This window comes from Pseudomonas sp. HMSC067G02, assembly GCF_001813485.1.
Lineage (GTDB): Bacteria > Pseudomonadota > Gammaproteobacteria > Pseudomonadales > Pseudomonadaceae > Pseudomonas > Pseudomonas aeruginosa.
This window is the reverse complement of the sequence record NZ_KV812692.1, coordinates 1-19,637: the sequence shown is the minus strand read 5'-3', so window position 1 is coordinate 19,637 and position 19,637 is coordinate 1. Positions and strand designations below refer to the sequence as shown.

Below are 19,637 nucleotides of genomic sequence, written 5' to 3'. Positions count from 1 at the left end.
GCGGGAACAACCTCTGGAGATGTCCATGTCCTTCGTCACCGAGATCAAGACCTTCGCCGCCCTCGGTAGCGGCGTCATCGGCAGCGGCTGGATCGCCCGCGCCCTGGCCCACGGCCTCGACGTCGTCGCCTGGGATCCGGCGCCGGGCGCCGAAGCGGCGTTGCGCGCGCGCGTCGCCAATGCCTGGCCGGCCTTGCGGAAACAGGGCCTGGCGCCCGGCGCGGCGCAGGAGCGCCTGCGTTTCGTCGCGAGCATCGAGGAATGCGTGGGCGACGCCGATTTCATCCAGGAGAGCGCCCCCGAGCGGCTCGACCTGAAGCTCGACCTGCACGCCAGGATCAGCGCTGCGGCGCGGCCCGACGTGCTGATCGGTTCGTCCACCTCGGGCCTGCTGCCCAGCGAGTTCTACGCCGAGGCGAGCCACCCCGAGCGCTGCCTGGTCGGCCACCCCTTCAACCCGGTCTACCTGCTGCCGCTGGTGGAGGTGGTCGGCGGCGAACGCACCGCTGCCGAGGCCGTGCGGGCGGCGATGCGGGTCTACGAGTCGCTGGGCATGCGTCCGCTGCACGTACGCAAGGAAGTGCCCGGCTTCATCGCCGACCGCTTGCTCGAGGCGCTCTGGCGCGAGGCGCTGCACCTGGTCAACGACGGCGTGGCCACGACCGGCGAGATCGACGATGCGATCCGCTTCGGCGCCGGCCTGCGCTGGTCGTTCATGGGCACCTTCCTGACCTACACCCTGGCCGGTGGCAACGCCGGCATGCGCCACTTCATGGCGCAGTTCGGCCCGGCGCTGCAATTGCCCTGGACCTACCTGCCGGCGCCGGAACTCACCGAAGCCCTGATCGACCGGGTGGTGGAGGGCACCGCCGAGCAGCAGGGCGCGCGCAGCATCGCCGAGCTCGAGCGCTACCGCGACGACTGCCTGCTGGCGGTGCTCGGGGCGATCAGGGAAACCAAGGCCCGGCACGGCTTCGCCTTCGCCGAGTGACATGACGCGCCTTCCGCCCCGCCGGGCGTAGCGCAACCACGGAGCCTGCCATGAGCCAAGCCCTGACGACCTACGAGACGCCGGTCCTGCCCGAGTGGGTGGACTACAACGGCCACTTGCGCGATGCGTTCTACCTGCTGGTGTTCAGCTACGCCACCGATGCGCTGATGGCGCATATCGGCCTGGACAGCCAGAACCGCGACGCCAGCGGACACTCGCTGTTCACCCTGGAATGCCACCTGAACTTCCTCCATGAGGTGAAGGAGGGCGCCAGGGTCGAGGTGCGTACGCAACTGCTCGGTCACGATCGCAAGCGCCTGCATATCCACCATGCCCTGTACCTGCCTGGCAGCGGGCAGGCGCTGGCGCTGAGCGAGCAGATGCTGCTCCACGTCAGCCTCTACGGCCCGCGCTCGGTACCGTTCGCAGGCGAGGTGCTGGCGCGGGTCGAGGCGCTCGCCGAGGCACATCGCGCGCTCCCCGTGCCGGAAGGTGTCGGTCGGGTGATCGGCCTGCCGCCGCTGCGCTGAGCGCGATGGCTGCGAAGTATCCGCTGTCTCCGGCGATGTGGCGCTTCGTCGAGCACAGCCGGGCGTTCGCCAGCGACAGTCCGCGCCTGGATGCGCAACGTGCGGCCTACGCGCGGATGTGCCAGGCGTTCGCGCCGCCGCGCCCGGCCGGTTTGCGGGTGCTCGACTCCTGCTTGCCGGCCGCGCCGCCGGTGCGCGTGCGCCGCTATCGCCCCGACCGCCCGGCACCGCCCGGCGGCTGGCCGGCGCTGCTCTACCTGCACGGTGGCGGCTGGATGCTCGGCGGCCTCGATTCACACGATTTCATCTGCGCCGACCTGGCGGCGCGCCTGGGCCTGCTGGTGCTGGCGGTGGATTACCGACTGGCGCCGGAGCATCCGTTCCCGGCGGCATTGCAGGATTGCCTGCGTGCCTGGCAGGCGCTGAGCCTGGGCGAGCTGGACGAAGCGCTGGATGGGCGACGCTTGCTGGTGGCCGGCGACAGCGCCGGCGGCAACCTGGCGGCGGCGCTGTGCCTGGCCCTGCGCGATGGCGGTGCGCCGTCGCCGGCCGCGCAGATATTGCTCTATCCCTTGCTGTCCGCCGCGCCATCGCCCTCGCGGATCGACTGCGTCGACGCGCCGTTGCTCGGCCTCGGCGATGTGCAGGCGTGCCTGGACGCCTACCTGCCGCTGGCGGCGCTGCACCGACAGCCGCTGGCGCTGCCCCTGGAGGCCGCTGATTTCACTGGCCTGCCGCCGGCCTTCGTGGCGGTCGCCGAATTCGATCCGCTGCGCGACGACGGCGAGCGCTATGGCGCAGCGCTACGCGCGGCGGGTGGCGAGGCAGGGTTCTATCCGGGAAACGGGCTGGTCCATGGCTGCCTGCGCGGCCACGGCATCGACGAGGTGGAAGCCCTGCATGAGGCCTTGCGACGGGCCGTGCAGGGCTTCCTGGCGGAGGACTCAGGCGAGCGCCAGGCGGGTGAGGAATCCACCGCCGAGCACCAGCCAGGCGAATAGCAGGGCGGCCAGCAGCAGCGGCTTGAGGCCGGCGCGGCGGATCGCCGAGAGGTGCGTGCCGAGGCCGAGGCCGGCCATCGCCATGGCCAGGAGGAAGGTGTCGAGGTCGTTGACGTGGCTGACCAGCGCCGGCGGCAGGTTGACCAGCGAGTTGAGCCCGGCGACCAGTACGAAGCCGACGGCGAACCAGGGAATGGTGATCTTGGTCGCGCCGCTGTGCTGCCGGCGGTGCGCCTTGTCGCGTGCCAGCCAGGCCGAGAGCAGGATCAGGAAGGGCGCCAACATCATTACCCGGACCATCTTGGCGATCACCGCGGTATCCGCTGCCTCGATGCCGATCGAACGACCCGCGGCGACCACCTGGGCCACCTCGTGCACCGTGGCACCGATGTACACGCCCCAGGTGTCAGGGTCGCGCGGCAGCAGCCCCCAGTCCTGGTCGAGCTGGAACAGCGCCGGATAGAGGAAGATGCCCAGGGTGCCGAACACCACCACGGTGGAGACCGCCACCGCGACCTGTTCGGCACGGCCGCGCACCACCGGCTCGGTGGCCATCACCGCGGCGGCGCCGCAGATCGAACTGCCGGCGCCGATCAGCAGGGTGGTGGTGCGGTCCAGGCCGAACAGCCGGGTGCCGAGCAGGCACGCCAGGCCGAAGGTGCTGGCGAGCATCAGGGCGTCCAGCAGCACGCCGTGCAATCCGACGCCGGCGATGTCCTGGAAGGTCAGGCGCAGGCCGTAGAGGATGATCCCGGCGCGCAGCAGGATCTGCTTGGAGAAGCCGACGCCGGCGGCGCTGCCGGCGGCGATCCGAGGGTACAGGGTGTTGCCGACGACGATGCCGAGCACGATGGCCAGGGTCAGCGCACTGATGCCGTTGTGCTGCAACCATTGCGAACGACCCAGGAGGATCGCCGCGCCGGCCAGGGCGGCGCTGAGCAGCAGGCCGGGGATGAGTTTCTGGACCTGGGCCAGGGGTCTGGTACCGGTCTTGACGGGGAGGGTGTGCATCCTTCGCTCCTCAGGTGAGGTCACGGGACGCAGGTTAGGTAGCGGGCATGAATTTGTGAAACGAATAGTTTCTGTATTAAATACCTGAAAAACAGGTAGGTGAGTCCATGGCCCTCAGTTTCCGTCAGCTCCAGATCTTCTGTGCGGTGGCTCGCTGCGGCAGTACCACGGCGGCGGCGGAATCCATCTCGCTGTCGCAGTCGGCCACCAGCGCCGCGCTCAACGAGCTGGAGTCGCAGCTTTCCACGCGCCTGTTCGACCGGGTCGGCAAGCGCCTGCAACTGAACGAGGTCGGCCGCCGCTTCCTGCCCCAGGCATTGCGCCTGCTCGACGGGGTGGCGCAACTGGAGCAGCAGTTCGTGGTTTCCGCCGCGCCCCAGGCGAGCCTGACGGTGGCGGCCAGCAGCACCATCGGCAACTACGTGCTGCCACGCCTGCTGGCCTCCTTCGAGCGGGAGCAGCCGGGGGTGAGGGTCAACGCCAGCATCGGCAACACCGGTTCGGCGGTGCAGGACGTGGTGACCTTCGCGGCGGACATCGGCCTCATCGAAGGCCCCTGCCACGAGCCGGGCCTGCGGGTGGAGCCCTGGCTCGAGGACAGCCTGATCGTGGTGGCGGCGCCCGGCCACCCGCTGGCCTCGCGCACCCAGGTCTCCCGCGAGGCCCTGCGCCGTGCGCGCTGGCTGCTGCGCGAGCCCGGCTCGGGCACGCGCGAGGAGGTCAGTCACGCCCTGCTGGGCCACCTGCATTACCTGGAAGACAGCCTGGACCTGGGCAGCTCCGAGGCGATCAAGCACAGCGTCGCCGCCGGGCTGGGCATCAGTTGCCTGTCGCGCTGGGTGGTCGAGGAACAGTTGGCCTCCGGCGCGCTGGTCGAGCTGCGCAGCAGCCTGCCGCCGTTGCGCCGGCGTTTCTACATGCTGCGCCAGCGCGACAAGTTCCTCTCGCCGGGCTTCGAGCGCTTCTGGGAACACTGTCGGGCGGGACTCGGCGCCGGCTAGCCGGCTCCCGGTAAAAAGATCCCCCTGCCGCGCCCGACGCGCGGAGGGGGATGAAAAAGGAGCCAGGAACGGCCCTCAGTGTGAGTCTGGCGTTTTCCGGAAGCCGTCCGCTGCATTCCGCAAGCCGCTGGAGGTGATTGTGGCGGTGTCGCTGACGGTCGAATTAGCCGAAAACGACCTGCCCATGTCCAGGCGGGACAGCCCCCTTGCCGGGAGCGACGTGGGCTCAGCAGAATCGATGGCAATCCCCATCGAAGGAGCTGCCGCGATGATGCACGCCGATCTGATCGACCAGGACGATTTCCGCGAACGCCTGCAGGCGCTGGGCTTCAGCGTGCCGCCGGACTCGACTCCGGAGCAGGCCTGCGAATACGCCGTGCGCGGCCTCAGCCCGGAGCGCGCCCAGGCGCTGCGGCGGCTGGTGGAGGACATGCTCGGCGGGCACGCCACGCTGCTGCCGGCGGTGCGCGAGGCGATTTCCCGGCAACTGCTGCCGGCGCTGGTGCCGCGGGGCTGACAAGGCCCTGCCCGCCCCGTGGACGGGGCGGGCAGGGACGCGCGGTCAGATCCGCACGCTGGCGAAGGTAGACTCGCCCTGCGCCTGGCTCAGGGCCGACAGCGCCGAGGAGTTGGGCATCAGCGCCAGGTCCTGCGGGATCGGCATCAGCACCACCGGCTGGCCCAGCGGCTGACCCTGGCGCTCGTCGCGCGGCGGGATGCCGAAGTACTCGCGGTAGCACTTGGAGAAGTGCGGGGTGGAGACGAAGCCGCAGACCGAGGCCACCTCGATGATCGACATGGACGTCTGCTTGAGCAACTGGCGGGCGCGGATCAGGCGCAGCTTCAGGTAGTAGCGCGACGGCGAGCAGTGCAGGTACTTCTGGAACAGCCGCTCGAGCTGGCGACGCGAGACGTTGACGTAGACCGCCAGTTCGTCGAGGTCGATCGGTTCCTCCAGGTTGGCCTCCATCAGCGCGACGATCTCCTGCAACTTCGGCTGGTTGGTGCCGAGCATGTGCTTGAGCGGCACGCGCTGGTGGTCCTGCTCGTTGCGGATGCGCTCGTAGATGAACATCTCGGAGATCGCCGCCGACAGCTCGCGGCCATGCTCGCGGCCGATCAGGTGCAGCATCATGTCCATCGGCGCGGTGCCGCCGGAAGAGGTGAAGCGGTTGCGGTCGATGGAGAACAGGCGGGTGCTCATGGCCACCCGGGGGAAGGCTTCCTGCATCGCCGCCAGGCATTCCCAGTGCACGCTGCAATCGTAGCCGTCGAGCAGGCCGGCGCGGGCCAGCGCCCAACTGCCGGTGCACACCGCGCCGAGGCGCCGACCCTGGCGAGCCTGGGCCTGGAGGAACGTGACGTGCTCGCGGGTGACGCTGCGCTGGATGCCGACGCCGCCGCAGACGATCACGCAATCCACCGCCGGGGCGTTGTCGGTACCGGCGTCGGGGGTGATCTGCAGGCCGTCGCTGGCCCAGACCTGGCGGCCGTCCAGGCTCAGCGTATGCCAGCGGTAGAGTTCGCGTCCCGAGAGCTGGTTGGCCATGCGCAACGGTTCCACCGCCGAGGCCAGGGAGATCAGGGTGAAGTTATCCAGCAGCAGGAAGCCGATGGACTGCGGATTTCGGTTCTGTGGCGGAACTCCGGGCGCGTACGTGGTCATGGGTGTATCTCCTCACGCTGAGCAAGCAGGCCTCTCACGAGGCTTTTTTTATGATTGTTGGAATTTCCGGGTGGCTGCTTGGGCCACGCCGTCGGCGTTGCTTGTAACCAGAGCAAGGCAAATGCCATGCCTATATTGATTGGGCGTTCAATCAAAAAAGCCGGAAGGCTTTAGCCCGGCATTTCCACTCGGGCCTGGCACAACGACAGCATGGGCGACGGCTGGCGGCGCGCCGCGCGCTTGAGCATTTCGGTAGCACCAGGGCGGCCCCCGGCGAGAAGGCGGGGCAGCGGCCGTGGCGACAAAGGTAACGATGGGCGGCGAGCCGTTACTCCGCAGTGTGACGGATGACGACCGCCCGGTCACGCGTCATATGCGCCAAAAAGTGGCGTCTCGATCGTTTCGTGAGCAATTCCGGTTCAGCACTCGATGGCGTTCACCGCCAGGCCCCCGCGCGAGGTTTCCTTGTACTTGTCGTGCATGTCGGCACCGGTGTCGCGCATGGTGCGGATCACCTTGTCCAGCGAGATGAAATGCTGGCCGTCGCCGCGCAAGGCCATTTGCGCCGCGTTGATGGCCTTCACCGCGGCGATCGCGTTGCGCTCGATACAGGGTACCTGGACCAGCCCGCCAACCGGGTCGCAGGTCAGCCCGAGGTTGTGTTCCAGACCGATCTCGGCGGCGTTCTCGACCTGCGCCGGGGTGGCGCCGAGGACTTCCGCCAGTCCGGCGGCGGCCATCGCGCAGGCCGAGCCGACCTCGCCCTGGCAGCCGACCTCGGCGCCGGAGATCGAGGCGTTCTTCTTGCACAGGATGCCCACCGCGGCGGCGGCCAGCAGGTAGTCGACGACGTCGCGGTCCTGGGCGTCGGGATTGAACTTCATATAGTAGTGCAGCACCGCCGGGATGATCCCCGCCGCGCCGTTGGTGGGCGCGGTGACCATGCGCCCGCCGGCGGCGTTCTCCTCGTTCACCGCCAGGGCGAACAGGTTGACCCATTCCATGGCGCTGAGGGTCGAGCCGATCACGTTGGGCTTGCCGATCTCCTGCAGGTTGCGGTGCAGGCGCGCGGCGCGGCGTTGCACGTTGAGCCCGCCGGGAAGGATGCCTTCGTTGCGCAACCCGTTGTCGACGCAATCGCGCATCGCCTGCCAGATGCGCCGCAGGCCTTCGCGGATGTCGGTCTCGCTGCGCCAGATGCGTTCGTTGGCCAGCATCAGCTCGGATACCCGCAGGTTGTGGCGCTTGCACAGCAGCAACAGTTCCTCGGCGCTGGAGAAGTCGTAGGGCAGCACCGTGTGGTCCTGGTCGAGCTGTCCCGAGGCGGCCTGTGCCGCATCGACCACGAAGCCGCCACCCACCGAGTAGTAGGTCTCCTGGTGCAGTTCGCCTTGCTCGCCGTAGGCGACCAGGGTCATGGCGTTGGGGTGGTAGGGCAGGTTCTCGTCGAGCAGGCGCATGTCGCGCACCCAGTCGAACGGTACCGCCTCGCGGCCGTCCAGTTGCAGCAGGCCGCTATCGAGCAGCGCGGCCATGCGTGGGGCGATCTGGGTCGGGTCGATACGATCCGGCCATTCGCCCATCAGGCCCATGATCACCGCGCGATCGGTGCCGTGGCCGACGCCGGTGGCGGACAGCGAGCCGTACAGGCGCACTTCGAGACGCCGCACCGCCGACAGCGCCTGGCGTTGGCGCAGGGCAGCGGTGAACAGCGCGGCGGCGCGCATGGGGCCGACGGTATGCGAACTGGACGGGCCGATACCGATCTTGAAAAGGTCGAACACACTGATAGCCATGCCGGCCTCCGGGATTGCCGCGGCATCCGTGCCTGCGTAGTGGGGGTGGCGGCTCCTCCGCCCGCGATTCCTGCGCATCATCGGGCTTTCCCCGGGGCGGGCCGCATCCGCCACCGACCCGGCCATGTCCAAAAGCGCCGCGTCCGCGCCCGGATCGGGGAACCTCTGCGGCCGAGGGGCGTCTGCACCTGCACGGCGTCGGAATGAGAACGGGCTCGCGCCGCTCCGAAAACGGCATCCGCTGGTCGCCGGCAAAGACCACTATGATTGAATGCGACACAGCGGGTACTGAATGCGACCCCGCCTGCACTGGTTGCGACCCACCCTGTAGGCGACGGATGCGTCCTGTTTCATGATCGTTCACGAATTGCCCGCTGAGGGCCGCTACCGGTCGGCCCGATACAGACAGACCGCCGCGCCCTTCGGGGTAGCGCCGGCGCCTTACCCTGCAGAGGAGTTCGCTATGAAAGGTTGCAAGTCTTGGCTGCTGGCCGTGTCTCTGTGCGCACCGCTGGCAGCCCAGGCCGCGGAGCCCGAATCCTGTGCGTCGGTGCGTTTCGCCGACGTCGGCTGGACCGACATCACAGTGACCACCGCGGTCACCCGCCAGGTCCTCGAGTCCCTCGGCTACAAGACCAAGGTCAATCTGCTCTCGGTGCCGGTGACCTACCGCTCCCTGGCCAACAACGACCTCGACGTATTCCTGGGCAACTGGATGCCCACCATGACCAACGACATCAAGCAGTACGCCGAGAAAGGTACGGTCGAGACACTGCGCGCCAACCTGGAGGGCGCCAAGTACACCCTGGCGGTTCCCCAGTACGTCTACGACGGCGGCCTGCGCAGCTTCGCCGATATCGCGAAGTTCTCCGACAAGCTGGGCAACAAGATCTATGGCATCGAGCCGGGCAACGACGGCAACCGCGTCGCCCAGAGCATGATCGACAAGAACGCCTTCGAACTGGGCAAGTTCAAGTTGGTGGAATCCAGCGAGGCGGGCATGCTCTCGCAGGTGCAGCGGGCCATCCGGCGCAACCAGTGGGTGGTGTTCCTCGGCTGGGAGCCGCACCCCATGAATACCCGCTTCCAGATGAAGTACCTGGAAGGCGGCGACGACTTCTTCGGCCCCAACTATGGCGGCGCGACCATCTACACCAACGTGCGCAAGGGCTACGCCCAGGAGTGCGCCAACGTCGGCCAACTGCTGAAGAACCTCAGCTTCACCCTCGAGATGGAGAACAAGCTGATGGACGCGGTACTCAACGAAAACAAGAAACCCGAGGAAGCCGCTAAGGCCTGGTTGAAGGATCACCCGGAACAGCTGGATGCCTGGCTGGCCGGTGTCACCACCCGCGACGGGCAGCCTGCCGCAGCCGCGGCCAAGCTGGCGTTCGCCAAGTAGGCGACCGGTCGTTCATTTCCCGCTCTTGATGGACCCTGATTATGTTCCTGACTGATCACAAGCTCCCGCTGGGAGAGCAGATCGCCGGTTTCGTCGACTGGCTGACCCTGCATGGCGCATCGTTCTTCGACAAGATCTCCGACACCCTGGAGTTCCTCATCCATGGCGTCACCAACGGCTTGCTCTGGTTCAACCCGTTGGTGCTGATCGCCTTGCTGGTAGGGCTGGTGCATTTCATCCAGCGCAGCTGGGGGCTGACCGTGTTCGCCCTGGCCTCGTTGCTGCTGATCCTCAACCTGGGCTACTGGCAGGAGACCATGGAAACCCTCGCCCAGGTGATATTCGCCACCCTGGTGTGCATCGCCGTGGGCGTGCCGCTGGGCATCGTCGCCGCGCACAAGCCGTGGTTCTACACCGCGCTGCGGCCGTTGCTGGACCTGATGCAGACGGTACCGACCTTCGTCTACCTGATCCCGACCCTGACCCTGTTCGGTCTCGGCGTGGTGCCGGGCCTGATCTCCACGGTGATCTTCGCCGTCGCCGCGCCGATCCGCCTGACCTGCCTGGGTATCCAGGACGTTCCGGCGGAGCTGCTCGACGCCGGCAAGGCCTTCGGCTGCTCGCGCTGGCAACTGCTCACGCGCATCGAGCTGCCGCACGCGATGCCGAGCATCGCCGCCGGCATCACCCAATGCATCATGCTCTCCCTGTCGATGGTGGTGATCGCCGCGCTGGTCGGCGCCGATGGCCTCGGCAAGCCGGTGGTGAACGCGCTGAACACCGCCGACATCTCCCTCGGCTTCGAAGCCGGCCTGGCCATCGTCCTGCTCGCCATCCTGCTCGACCGGGTGTGCAAGCAGCGCGCCGTGAAGGGGAAATAAGCCATGACCGCGATCCGATTCGACCATGTGGACGTCATCTTCGGCACCCACACCAAGGAAGCCCTGAAGCTCCTCGACCAGGGCCTCGGCCGCGCCGAGATCCTCAAGCGCACCGGCCAGGTGCTCGGCGTCGAGGACGCCTGCCTGGACGTCAACCGCGGCGAGATCTGCGTGCTGATGGGACTTTCCGGCTCCGGCAAGTCGAGCCTGCTGCGCTGCATCAACGGCCTGAACAAGGTCAGCCGCGGCAAGCTGCTGATCGAGCACGAAGGTTCGCAGGTGGACATCGCCAACTGCTCGCCGGCGACCCTCAAGGCCATGCGCACCAAGCGCATCGCCATGGTGTTCCAGAAGTTCGCCCTGATGCCCTGGCTGACGGTGGCCGAGAACGTCGGCTTCGGCCTGGAGATGCAGGGCCGTCCGGCCGCCGAGCGGAAGAAGCTGATCGACGAGAAGCTCGAGCTGGTCGGTCTCTCGCAGTGGCGCGACAAGCGTCCCGACTCGCTCTCCGGCGGCATGCAGCAGCGCGTCGGCCTGGCTCGCGCGCTGGCGATGGATGGCGACATCCTGCTGATGGACGAACCGTTCTCCGCCCTCGACCCGCTGATCCGCCAGCAATTGCAGGACGAACTGCTGGTGCTGCAACGGCAACTGCACAAGACCATCGTGTTCGTCAGCCACGACCTCGACGAGGCGCTGAAGATCGGCACCCGCATCGCGATCATGAAGGACGGCCGGATCATCCAGCACGGCAAGCCGGAAGAGATCGTGCTGAGCCCCGCGGACGACTACGTGCGTACCTTCGTCGCCCATACCAACCCGCTCAACGTGCTGTGCGGCCAGAGCCTGATGCGTGGCCTCGACCAGTGCATCCGGCAGAACGACGAGATCTGCTTCGACCAGGGCCGCGACTGCTGGATCGGTCTCAGCGAAGGCGACGTGCTCAAGGGCGCGCGCCAGGGCAGCAACGTCATCGACCTGCAACGCTGGCGCCAGGGCGACCCGGTGGAGAAGCTGCGCCGCGAACCGACCCTGGTGGATGTCAGCATCCGTATGCGCGATGCCCTGCAGATTCGCTACCAGACCGGCCACAAGCTGGTTCTGCAGGAGCAGGACAGGGTGGTCGGGGTGCTCGGCGACAGCGAGCTGTACCATGCGCTGCTGGGCAAGAACCTCGGCTGACCCCCAAGGCCCGCTCGGGACCGCTGCGAATGCCCGGCGCTGCCGGGCATTCGCGTTTATCCTCCGCGCTTTTTCCGTCTGTTCTTCCTTTCGCACGCTCCCGCGCGCCGGTTCCTGCGGCATGCGCCGGGCGCCGGGCGGCAGAAAAGAAAGGCCCGGCGAAACGCCGGGCCAAGTACGCACCTGATTGGCGAGGGCGCCCTAGCGGCGCCGGATTCAGGTCTGGTGCTGGGTTGGCGCCGGCACTGGCTGGTAGGTGCGGCGGTCGCCGACCTGGGCCTCGTAGTCGGCGCGCATGGCCTTGTGCAGGCCGAACATGAACAGGATCAGCACCGCCGAGAACGGTAGCCCGGCGAGCACCACGACGGTTTGCATCGCCGTGAAGTTGCCGGCGAACAGCAGGCCGATGGTGACTAGCGTGACGACGGCCGACCAGAGGATGCGCAGCCAGTTCGGCGCGTCCTCGTCCAGCTCGCCGCCGCTGCGCGAGAGATTGGCCAGCATCACCGAGCCGGAATCCGCCGGGGTGAGGAACAGCACGAAGCCGACGAAGATCGACAGGCCGATGACGATCTTCGACAGCGGATAGTGTTCCAGCAGCAGGTAGATCGACATCGACGGCTGTTCCAGCGCGGCCTTGCCCAGGTCGGTCGCGCCGTGGTTCATCACCAGGTCCAGGGCGCTGTTGCCGAATACCGACAGCCAGGCCAGGGTGAAGCCCAGCGGGATCAGCAGCACCCCGCAGACCAGTTCGCGCACGCTGCGACCGCGGGAGATGCGGGCGATGAACATACCGACGAAGGGCGCCCAGGAAATCCACCAGGCCCAGTAGAACAGGGTCCACAGGCCCAGCCATTCCTCGCTCTTGCCGGTGCCGGCACCGGTGTAGACGTAGAGGTCGAAGGTCTTCAGCACCAGGCCGTCGAGATAATCGCCGAGGTTCTGTACGAAGCCGTTGAGCAGTTCCAGGGTCGAACCGCAGACCAGCACGAACAGCAGCAGCGAGCTGAACAGCACGATATTCAGGTTGGACAGCCGGCGGATGCCTTTCTCGACACCGGAGACCGCCGCCAGGGTGGCGACCAGGCTCATCACCAGGATCACCGCCAGCAGGGTGCCTTTGCTGTGCGGCATGCCGGTCAGGTACTCGAGACCGGACGACACCTGCAAGGCGCCGATGCCCAGATTGGTCACCAGCCCGAGAAGGGTGACGAAGATGCCGAAGCAATCCACCGCGTGGCCCGCGGCGCCTTTCACCCAGCGCTCGCCGAGGATCGGATAGAGCGCCGAGCGCAACGCCAGCGGCTGGCGATGGCGGTAGGCGAAATAACCGACGGCGAGGCCGACCAGGGCATAGATCGCCCAACCGTGCAGGCCCCAGTGGAGGAAGGTCAGTTGCAGCGCCTGGCGCGCCGCCTGAGGGCTGCCGGGAACGCCTTCGGGCGGGTGGTAGAGGTGGTCGATCGGCTCGGATGCGGCGAAGTAGAGCAGCGAGATGCCGATCCCGGAGGAGAACAGCATGCCGGCCCAGGCGCCGTAGCTGAAGTCCGGCTTTTCATGCTCCTCGCCGAGCTTGAGGGTGCCGAAGCGCGAGAAGGCCACCCAGCCGACGAAGAACAGGTAGGCGCCGATGGCCAGCATGTAGTACCAGCCGAAGCTGTGCGACAGCCACGCCTGGATGCGGCCGAGCAAGGCTCCGGCGCTGTCGGGATAGAGGATGAGGGCGGCGGTCAGAACCAGGATCAGTGCGGTCGAGCCGAAGAACACGATCGGATTCAGACGTACCTGCTCGTTTGTTTTTATTGGCGAAGCAGTACTCATTGGAGGATGACCCCATGGCAGTGAAAGCATGGCGGCTTATGGCCGCGGACTACAGACACAGCATTGCCACCCCACTTGAAGCCCGGATTCTGCGATCCTTGGCGGACTTCGGCGACGAGGTGATGAACGGCGCGGGCCAGGTTGCACGCAGGCTGGGAGCCGCTCATGGACGCCGAGCTTATTCTTAGTTGATTGAACGTTCAATAAAAACAAAATAGACTGGCCACCAATGACGTCGGTCGGTGCCCGCACGCACCTATCGACGAGAGGAGATAGCAATGCCCAAGGTCGGTATGCAGCCCATCCGCCGCTCGCAACTGATTCACGCCACCCTGGAGGCGGTCGATCAGGTCGGCATGGGAGACGCCAGCATCGCCCTGATTGCCCGCCTGGCGGGTGTTTCCAACGGCATCATCAGCCACTACTTCCAGGACAAGAACGGCTTGCTGGAAGCGACCATGCGGCACCTGCTCAGCGCCTTGAGCAAGGCCGTACGCGAACGCCGCGCGGCGCTCTACGACGACAGTCCGAGGGCGCACCTGCGAGCGATCGTCGAAGGCAACTTCGACGACAGCCAGGTCAATGGTCCGGCGATGAAGACCTGGCTGGCGTTCTGGGCGACCAGCATGCACCAGCCGGCACTGCGTCGATTGCAGCGGGTCAACGACCATCGCCTGTATTCGAACCTGTGCTACCAGTTCCGCCGCCAGCTCTCGGCGGACGACGCCCGCGCCGCGGCACGCGGCCTGGCGGCCCTGATCGACGGCCTGTGGTTGCGTGGCGCGCTGACCGGCGACGCCTTCGATACCGACGAGGCCCTGAACATCGCTTACGACTACCTCGACCAGCAGTTGGCAAAACAGTCGGGGTAGGGACGAAAACCCCCGCGGCGCCGCCTTGCGCCTGCGATACCGATAAGAGAGGACTGCAACATGGCCCGATTCGAAGAACAGAAGCTCTACATTGGCGGTCGCTACGTGGAGGCCAGCAGTGGCGCCACCTTCGAGACCATCAACCCGGCCAACGGCGAAGTGCTCGCCAAGGTCCAGCGGGCTTCCAGGGAAGACGTCGAGCGGGCCGTGCAGAGCGCCGTCGAGGGGCAGAAGGTGTGGGCGGCGATGACCGCCATGCAGCGCTCGCGCATCCTCCGTCGCGCCGTCGACATCCTCCGCGAGCGCAACGACGAACTGGCCGCCCTGGAAACCCTGGATACCGGCAAGCCGCTGGCGGAAACCCGCTCGGTGGACATCGTCACCGGCGCCGACGTGCTCGAGTACTACGCCGGCCTGGTCCCGGCCATCGAAGGCGAGCAGATTCCCCTGCGCGAAACCAGTTTCGTCTACACCCGCCGCGAGCCGCTGGGCGTGGTCGCCGGCATTGGCGCCTGGAACTACCCGGTGCAGATCGCCCTGTGGAAATCCGCCCCGGCCCTCGCTGCCGGCAACGCGATGATCTTCAAGCCCAGCGAAGTCACCCCGCTGACCGCCCTCAAGCTGGCCGAGATCTACACCGAGGCCGGCGTGCCGGACGGCGTGTTCAACGTGCTCACCGGCAGCGGACGCGAAGTCGGCCAGTGGCTGACCGAGCACCCGCTGATCGAGAAGATCTCCTTCACCGGCGGCACCTCCACCGGCAAGAAAGTCATGGCCAGCGCTTCCAGCTCGTCGCTGAAGGAAGTGACCATGGAGCTGGGCGGCAAGTCCCCGCTGATCATCTTCCCCGACGCAGACCTCGACCGCGCCGCCGACATCGCCGTCATGGCCAACTTCTTCAGCTCCGGCCAGGTCTGCACCAACGGCACCCGGGTGTTCATCCACCGTTCCCAGCAGGCCCGCTTCGAAGCCAAGGTACTGGAGCGCGTGCAGCGCATCCGTCTCGGCGACCCGCAGGACGAGAACACCAACTTCGGCCCGCTGGTCAGCTTCCCGCACATGGAAAGCGTGCTCGGCTACATCGAGTCCGGCAAGGCGCAGAAGGCTCGCCTGCTGTGCGGCGGCGAGCGTGTGACCGATGGAGCGTTCGGCAATGGCGCCTACGTCGCGCCGACCGTGTTCACCGATTGCCGCGACGACATGACCATCGTCCGCGAGGAAATCTTCGGCCCGGTGATGAGCATCCTGGTCTATGACGACGAAGACGAGGCGATCCGCCGCGCCAACGATACCGAGTACGGCCTCGCCGCCGGCGTCGTGACTCAGGACCTGGCCCGCGCCCACCGCGCCATCCATCGCCTGGAAGCCGGCATCTGCTGGATCAATACCTGGGGCGAGTCGCCGGCGGAAATGCCGGTCGGCGGTTACAAGCAATCCGGTGTCGGTCGCGAGAACGGTCTCACTACCCTGGCTCATTACACTCGCATCAAGTCCGTGCAAGTGGAGCTGGGCGACTACGCCTCGGTGTTCTGAGCCTCGACGCAGCGCTCGAACCCCTAACCAGGCCGGTCCCAGGCAACGCTCCCTGACACCGGCCATTCCGAACTTCCAGACACCGGCGCGCCAGCGTCGCGGCCGGTGTCATGCCGAGAAAAGAGGAAGGCCTGCATGTCCCAGGAATTCGACTACATCATCATCGGAGCCGGCTCTGCCGGTAACGTACTCGCTACCCGCCTCACCGAAGATGCCGACGTCAGCGTCCTGCTGCTCGAAGCCGGCGGTCCCGACTACCGCTTCGACTTCCGCACCCAGATGCCGGCGGCCCTTGCCTTCCCGCTGCAGGGGCGGCGCTACAACTGGGCCTACGAGACCGACCCCGAGCCCTACATGAACAACCGCCGCATGGAGTGCGGTCGCGGCAAGGGCCTGGGCGGCTCCTCGCTGATCAACGGCATGTGCTACATCCGCGGCAACGCCCTGGACTTCGACGGCTGGGCCAAGGAGCCGGGCCTCGAGGACTGGAGCTACCTCGACTGCCTGCCGTACTTCCGCAAGGCGGAAACCCGGGACATCGGCCCCAACGACTACCATGGCGGCGACGGCCCGGTCAGCGTGACCACGCCGAAGGCCGGCAACAACCCACTGTTCCATGCGATGGTCGAGGCCGGCGTGCAGGCCGGCTACCCGCGAACCGATGACCTCAACGGCTACCAGCAGGAAGGCTTCGGCCCCATGGACCGGACCGTCACCCCGGAGGGCCGTCGCGCCGCCACCGGGCGCGGCTACCTGGACCAGGCCCGCGGCCGGCCCAACCTGACCATCGTCACCCACGCCCTGAGCGACCGCATCCTGTTCAGCGGCAAGCGCGCCATCGGCGTCTCCTACCTGGTGGGCAACGGCGACAACCCGGTCACCGCCCACGCCCGCCGCGAAGTATTGGTGTGCAGCGGCGCGATCGCCTCGCCGCAATTGCTGCAACGCTCCGGCGTCGGCCCGGCGGCCCTGCTGCGCGACCTGGACATCCCGGTGGTGCATGACCTGCCGGGCGTCGGCGCCAACCTGCAGGATCACCTGGAACTCTACCTGCAGTACGCCTGCAAGCAGCCGGTGTCGATCTACCCGGCGACCAAATGGTGGAACCAGCCGGCCATCGGTGCCCAGTGGCTGTTCCTCGGCAAGGGCCTCGGCGCCAGCAACCAGTTCGAGGCTGGCGGCTTCATCCGAACCCGCGAAGCGTTCGAATGGCCGAACATCCAGTTCCATTTCCTCCCGGTGGCGATCAACTACAACGGCAGCAAGGGCGTGCAGGAGCACGGCTTCCAGGCGCACATGGGCTCGATGCGCTCGCCGAGCCGCGGGCGCATCCACCTGAAGTCCAGGGACCCGCGCCAGCATCCGAGCATCCTGTTCAACTACATGTCCCACGAGCAGGACTGGCAGGAGTTCCGCGACGGCATCCGGCTGACCCGCGAGATCATGAACCAGCCGGCGCTGGACCCCTATCGGGGCCGCGAGTTGAGCCCAGGGGTGAACGTGCAGTCGGACGCCGAACTCGACGAGTTCATCCGCAACCATGCGGAGACCGCTTTCCACCCATCCTGCTCGTGCAAGATGGGCAGCGACGACATGGCGGTGGTCGATGGCCAGGGACGGGTCCACGGCATGGAAGGACTGCGAGTGGTGGATGCGTCGATCATGCCGCTGATCATCACCGGCAACCTCAATGCCACCACCATCATGATGGCCGAGAAGATCGCCGACAGGATCCGCGGTCGCCAGCCGCTGCCGCGCAGCACGGCGAAGTACTACGTGGCCGGGGATGCGCCGGTACGCGGCAACCCCGTGCGGGCCTGAGGAACGCGCAAACAAGAACGCCGGCGATAGCCGGCGTTCCTGCGTCTAGCCCCGGCGTGGCGGGACCGGGCGGGTGCGCCCGCTGCCATCGATGGCGACGAACACGAACACCGCCTCGGTGACTTTGCGCCATTCGCTGGACAACGGGTCGTCGCTCCACACCTCGACCAGCATGCGGATCGAGCTGCGACCGACTTCCAGGGTCTGGGTATAGAAGGAAAGCTGGGCACCTACCGCGACCGGCACCATGAAGGCCATGCGGTCGATGGCGACGGTGGCGATACGGCCGCCGGCGATCTTGCTGGCCATGGCGGTTCCCGCCAGGTCCATCTGGGATACCAGCCAACCGCCGTAGATATCGCCGAAACCGTTGGTTTCGCGCGGCAGCGCGGTAATCTGCAAGGCCAGGTCTCCCTGGGGAATGGGGTCTTCTTGTTCAAGCTCGATCATAGGTAAGGGCCTCGTGCCCCCCGGATTTCTTGTTCAAGCGCGGTTTAGGGGAAAACTCTCCCAAAACGCCTGCCGGTGCAAGGTCTTGGGACAGCTTTCAGAGGCGCCCGGGCATTATATAGAGGAGTAGGGCGGCCGACGACCGCCCGGTTCTCTCTTCGACCGACTGTGTGGACATTCGTCGATTTGCTATGGTTTCGCTCCTGCGTCCCCGGGTCGCAGGTCGACACGCCTGCCGGTCGAACCCCGCTCATGCTTGCTGAACGAATAAAGAGAACAATTCCGACATGCCATCCGCGAATGCTCCCGAGGCGCCGGCCCAGCGTCCATTGACCCGCAGCGACTACAAGACCCTGTCCCTCTCCGCCCTGGGTGGAGCGCTGGAGTTCTACGACTTCATCATCTTCGTGTTCTTCGCCACCGTGGTCGGCAAGCTGTTCTTCCCGGCGGACATGCCGGAATGGCTGCGTCAGCTGCAAACCTTCGGCCTGTTCGCCGCCGGCTACCTGGCGCGGCCGCTGGGCGGCGTGATCATGGCCCACTTCGGCGACCTGCTCGGGCGCAAGCGCATGTTCACCCTGAGCATCTTCATGATGGCGGTGCCGACCCTGATCATGGGCCTGCTTCCGACCTACGCGCAGATCGGCATCTGGGCGCCCCTGGCGCTGCTCCTGCTGAGGGTGATCCAGGGCGCCGCGATTGGCGGGGAGGTACCGGGGGCCTGGGTCTTCGTCGCCGAGCATGTACCGGCACGGCATGTCGGTTATGCCTGCGGGACGCTGACTTCCGGCCTGACGGCGGGCATCCTGCTGGGCTCGCTGGTGGCTACTGCGATCAATAGCTTCTATAGCGCGACAGAGGTGCAGGACTACGCCTGGCGGATTCCCTTCCTGCTCGGCGGGGTGTTCGGCCTGTTCTCGGTCTACCTGCGCCGCTGGCTGCACGAGACGCCGGTATTCGCCGAGCTGCAGCAGCGCAAGGCGCTGGCAGAGGAAGTGCCGTTGAAAGCGGTGGTCCGCGATCATCGTGGCGCCGTCCTGGTGTCGATGCTGCTGACCTGGGTGCTGTCGGCCGCGATCGTGGTGGTCATCCTGATGACCCCTACCGTGCTGCAGAGCGTATACGGCTTCGATGCCGCCACGGCGCTCAAGGCCAACAGCCTGGCGATCGTCTGCCTGACCCTTGGCTGCATCGTCGCCGGGCGCATGGCGGATCGTTTCGGCGCGGGGCTGACTTTCGTTGCCGGTAGCGTGCTACTGGCGCTGGTGTCCTGGAGCTTCTACGGCAACCTCAAGGCCCACCCGGACTGGCTCTTTCCTTTATATGCACTGACCGGCTTCTTCGTCGGCATCGTCGGCGCCGTTCCCTACGTGATGGTCAATGCGTTCCCACCGGTTGTGCGTTTCTCCGGCCTGTCCTTTTCCTACAACCTGGCCTACGCCATCTTCGGTGGGCTGACGCCGATGGCGGTGGCCCTGCTGCTCAAGCAGAGCCCGATGGGGCCGGCTTACTACGTGGTGACTCTGTGCCTGGTCGGCTTCCTCGTCGGGCTCTACCTGCTGGCGCAGAAAAAGCCGGCTGGCGAGGCGGTTTCGGTGGGGTGAAAGCGCTTCCGGCGGTTATTTGAATTATTTTTGAAATAATCGTTGACGCCAGTTTCTATCTCCCTATAATGCGCA

At 66.7% G+C, this 19,637-nt stretch carries 17 protein-coding genes; 12 read left to right on the top strand and 5 right to left on the bottom strand.

What is annotated here, in order from left to right:
• The first annotated feature begins 25 nt into the window (after window positions 1-25).
• From HMPREF2914_RS18480 to HMPREF2914_RS18470, 3 genes are read left to right on the top strand one after another with little or no spacing between them, the layout of a single operon-like run.
• A complete protein-coding gene (locus HMPREF2914_RS18480; protein ID WP_003096713.1) occupies window positions 26-991 on the top strand; it encodes an L-carnitine dehydrogenase in 966 nt (321 codons plus the stop codon).
• A gap of 50 nt (window positions 992-1,041) precedes the next feature.
• Window positions 1,042-1,521 carry a thioesterase family protein gene (locus HMPREF2914_RS18475; RefSeq protein ID WP_023092775.1) on the top strand — a complete coding sequence of 160 codons (480 nt, stop codon included), beginning with the start codon at window positions 1,042-1,044 and terminating at the stop codon, window positions 1,519-1,521.
• 5 nt (window positions 1,522-1,526) lie between these two features.
• A complete protein-coding gene (locus HMPREF2914_RS18470) occupies window positions 1,527-2,522 on the top strand; it encodes an acylcarnitine hydrolase (protein WP_023092774.1) in 996 nt (331 codons plus the stop codon).
• On the opposite strand, the gene HMPREF2914_RS18465 is transcribed toward HMPREF2914_RS18470, so the two are convergent.
• Window positions 2,466-3,533 carry a YeiH family protein gene (locus tag HMPREF2914_RS18465; RefSeq protein WP_023092773.1) on the bottom strand — a complete coding sequence of 356 codons (1,068 nt, stop codon included), beginning with the start codon at window positions 3,531-3,533 and terminating at the stop codon, window positions 2,466-2,468. The genes HMPREF2914_RS18470 and HMPREF2914_RS18465 overlap by 57 nt on opposite strands.
• A gap of 107 nt (window positions 3,534-3,640) precedes the next feature.
• Here HMPREF2914_RS18465 and HMPREF2914_RS18460 point away from each other — a divergent pair, with 107 nt between their 5' ends.
• Both HMPREF2914_RS18460 and HMPREF2914_RS18455 read left to right on the top strand, forming a co-directional pair.
• A complete protein-coding gene (locus HMPREF2914_RS18460; protein WP_019727051.1) occupies window positions 3,641-4,534 on the top strand; it encodes a LysR family transcriptional regulator in 894 nt (297 codons plus the stop codon).
• A 268-nt stretch (window positions 4,535-4,802) separates the two neighbouring features.
• Window positions 4,803-5,051 (top strand): hypothetical protein, encoded by a 249-nt coding sequence (locus HMPREF2914_RS18455; protein WP_003096701.1) that lies wholly within the window; start codon window positions 4,803-4,805, stop codon window positions 5,049-5,051.
• Between the two features lie 45 nt (window positions 5,052-5,096).
• On the opposite strand, the gene HMPREF2914_RS18450 is transcribed toward HMPREF2914_RS18455, so the two are convergent.
• Window positions 5,097-6,200, bottom strand: a complete 1,104-nt coding sequence (locus HMPREF2914_RS18450) for a choline metabolism transcriptional regulator GbdR (RefSeq protein ID WP_003096699.1) — start codon at window positions 6,198-6,200, stop codon at window positions 5,097-5,099.
• A 419-nt stretch (window positions 6,201-6,619) separates the two neighbouring features.
• Window positions 6,620-7,996 carry an L-serine ammonia-lyase gene (locus HMPREF2914_RS18445; RefSeq protein WP_023092772.1) on the bottom strand — a complete coding sequence of 459 codons (1,377 nt, stop codon included), beginning with the start codon at window positions 7,994-7,996 and terminating at the stop codon, window positions 6,620-6,622.
• Between the two features lie 463 nt (window positions 7,997-8,459).
• Between HMPREF2914_RS18445 and HMPREF2914_RS18440 the strand changes: the two genes are divergently transcribed.
• Genes HMPREF2914_RS18440 through choV form a run of 3 tightly spaced genes read left to right on the top strand, consistent with a single transcriptional unit; the run spans window position 8,460 to window position 11,461 of the window.
• Window positions 8,460-9,398 (top strand): choline ABC transporter substrate-binding protein, encoded by a 939-nt coding sequence (locus HMPREF2914_RS18440; RefSeq protein ID WP_003104841.1) that lies wholly within the window; start codon window positions 8,460-8,462, stop codon window positions 9,396-9,398.
• Between the two features lie 41 nt (window positions 9,399-9,439).
• Entirely contained in the window at window positions 9,440-10,279 is an 840-nt protein-coding gene (gene choW / locus HMPREF2914_RS18435; protein ID WP_003096692.1) for a choline ABC transporter permease subunit, read from the top strand.
• 3 nt (window positions 10,280-10,282) lie between these two features.
• The gene (gene choV, locus HMPREF2914_RS18430) at window positions 10,283-11,461 is read left to right on the top strand and encodes a choline ABC transporter ATP-binding protein (protein ID WP_003096690.1); all 1,179 of its coding nucleotides are present in this window, start codon (window positions 10,283-10,285) and stop codon (window positions 11,459-11,461) included.
• 216 nt (window positions 11,462-11,677) lie between these two features.
• Here choV and HMPREF2914_RS18425 read toward each other — a convergent pair whose 3' ends face one another.
• Complete coding sequence (locus tag HMPREF2914_RS18425) at window positions 11,678-13,228, bottom strand: BCCT family transporter (RefSeq protein ID WP_003111337.1); 1,551 nt, start codon at window positions 13,226-13,228, stop codon at window positions 11,678-11,680.
• A 332-nt stretch (window positions 13,229-13,560) separates the two neighbouring features.
• Between HMPREF2914_RS18425 and betI the strand changes: the two genes are divergently transcribed.
• The 3 genes from betI (at window position 13,561) to betA (ending at window position 17,508) form a co-directional block, all read left to right on the top strand.
• Window positions 13,561-14,154 (top strand): transcriptional regulator BetI, encoded by a 594-nt coding sequence (gene betI, locus HMPREF2914_RS18420; protein ID WP_003096684.1) that lies wholly within the window; start codon window positions 13,561-13,563, stop codon window positions 14,152-14,154.
• Between the two features lie 60 nt (window positions 14,155-14,214).
• On the top strand, window positions 14,215-15,687 hold the full coding sequence (gene betB, locus HMPREF2914_RS18415) for a betaine-aldehyde dehydrogenase (RefSeq protein ID WP_003111336.1): 1,473 nt from the start codon (window positions 14,215-14,217) through the stop codon (window positions 15,685-15,687).
• 135 nt (window positions 15,688-15,822) lie between these two features.
• Complete coding sequence (gene betA, locus HMPREF2914_RS18410; RefSeq protein ID WP_003136284.1) at window positions 15,823-17,508, top strand: choline dehydrogenase; 1,686 nt, start codon at window positions 15,823-15,825, stop codon at window positions 17,506-17,508.
• A gap of 45 nt (window positions 17,509-17,553) precedes the next feature.
• Here the strand turns inward: betA and HMPREF2914_RS18405 are convergent, their stop codons facing one another.
• Entirely contained in the window at window positions 17,554-17,958 is a 405-nt protein-coding gene (locus HMPREF2914_RS18405; protein WP_003096677.1) for an acyl-CoA thioesterase, read from the bottom strand.
• A gap of 287 nt (window positions 17,959-18,245) precedes the next feature.
• Here HMPREF2914_RS18405 and HMPREF2914_RS18400 point away from each other — a divergent pair, with 287 nt between their 5' ends.
• Window positions 18,246-19,562 carry an MFS transporter gene (locus tag HMPREF2914_RS18400; RefSeq protein WP_003096675.1) on the top strand — a complete coding sequence of 439 codons (1,317 nt, stop codon included), beginning with the start codon at window positions 18,246-18,248 and terminating at the stop codon, window positions 19,560-19,562.
• Window positions 19,563-19,637: the final 75 nt, after the last annotated feature.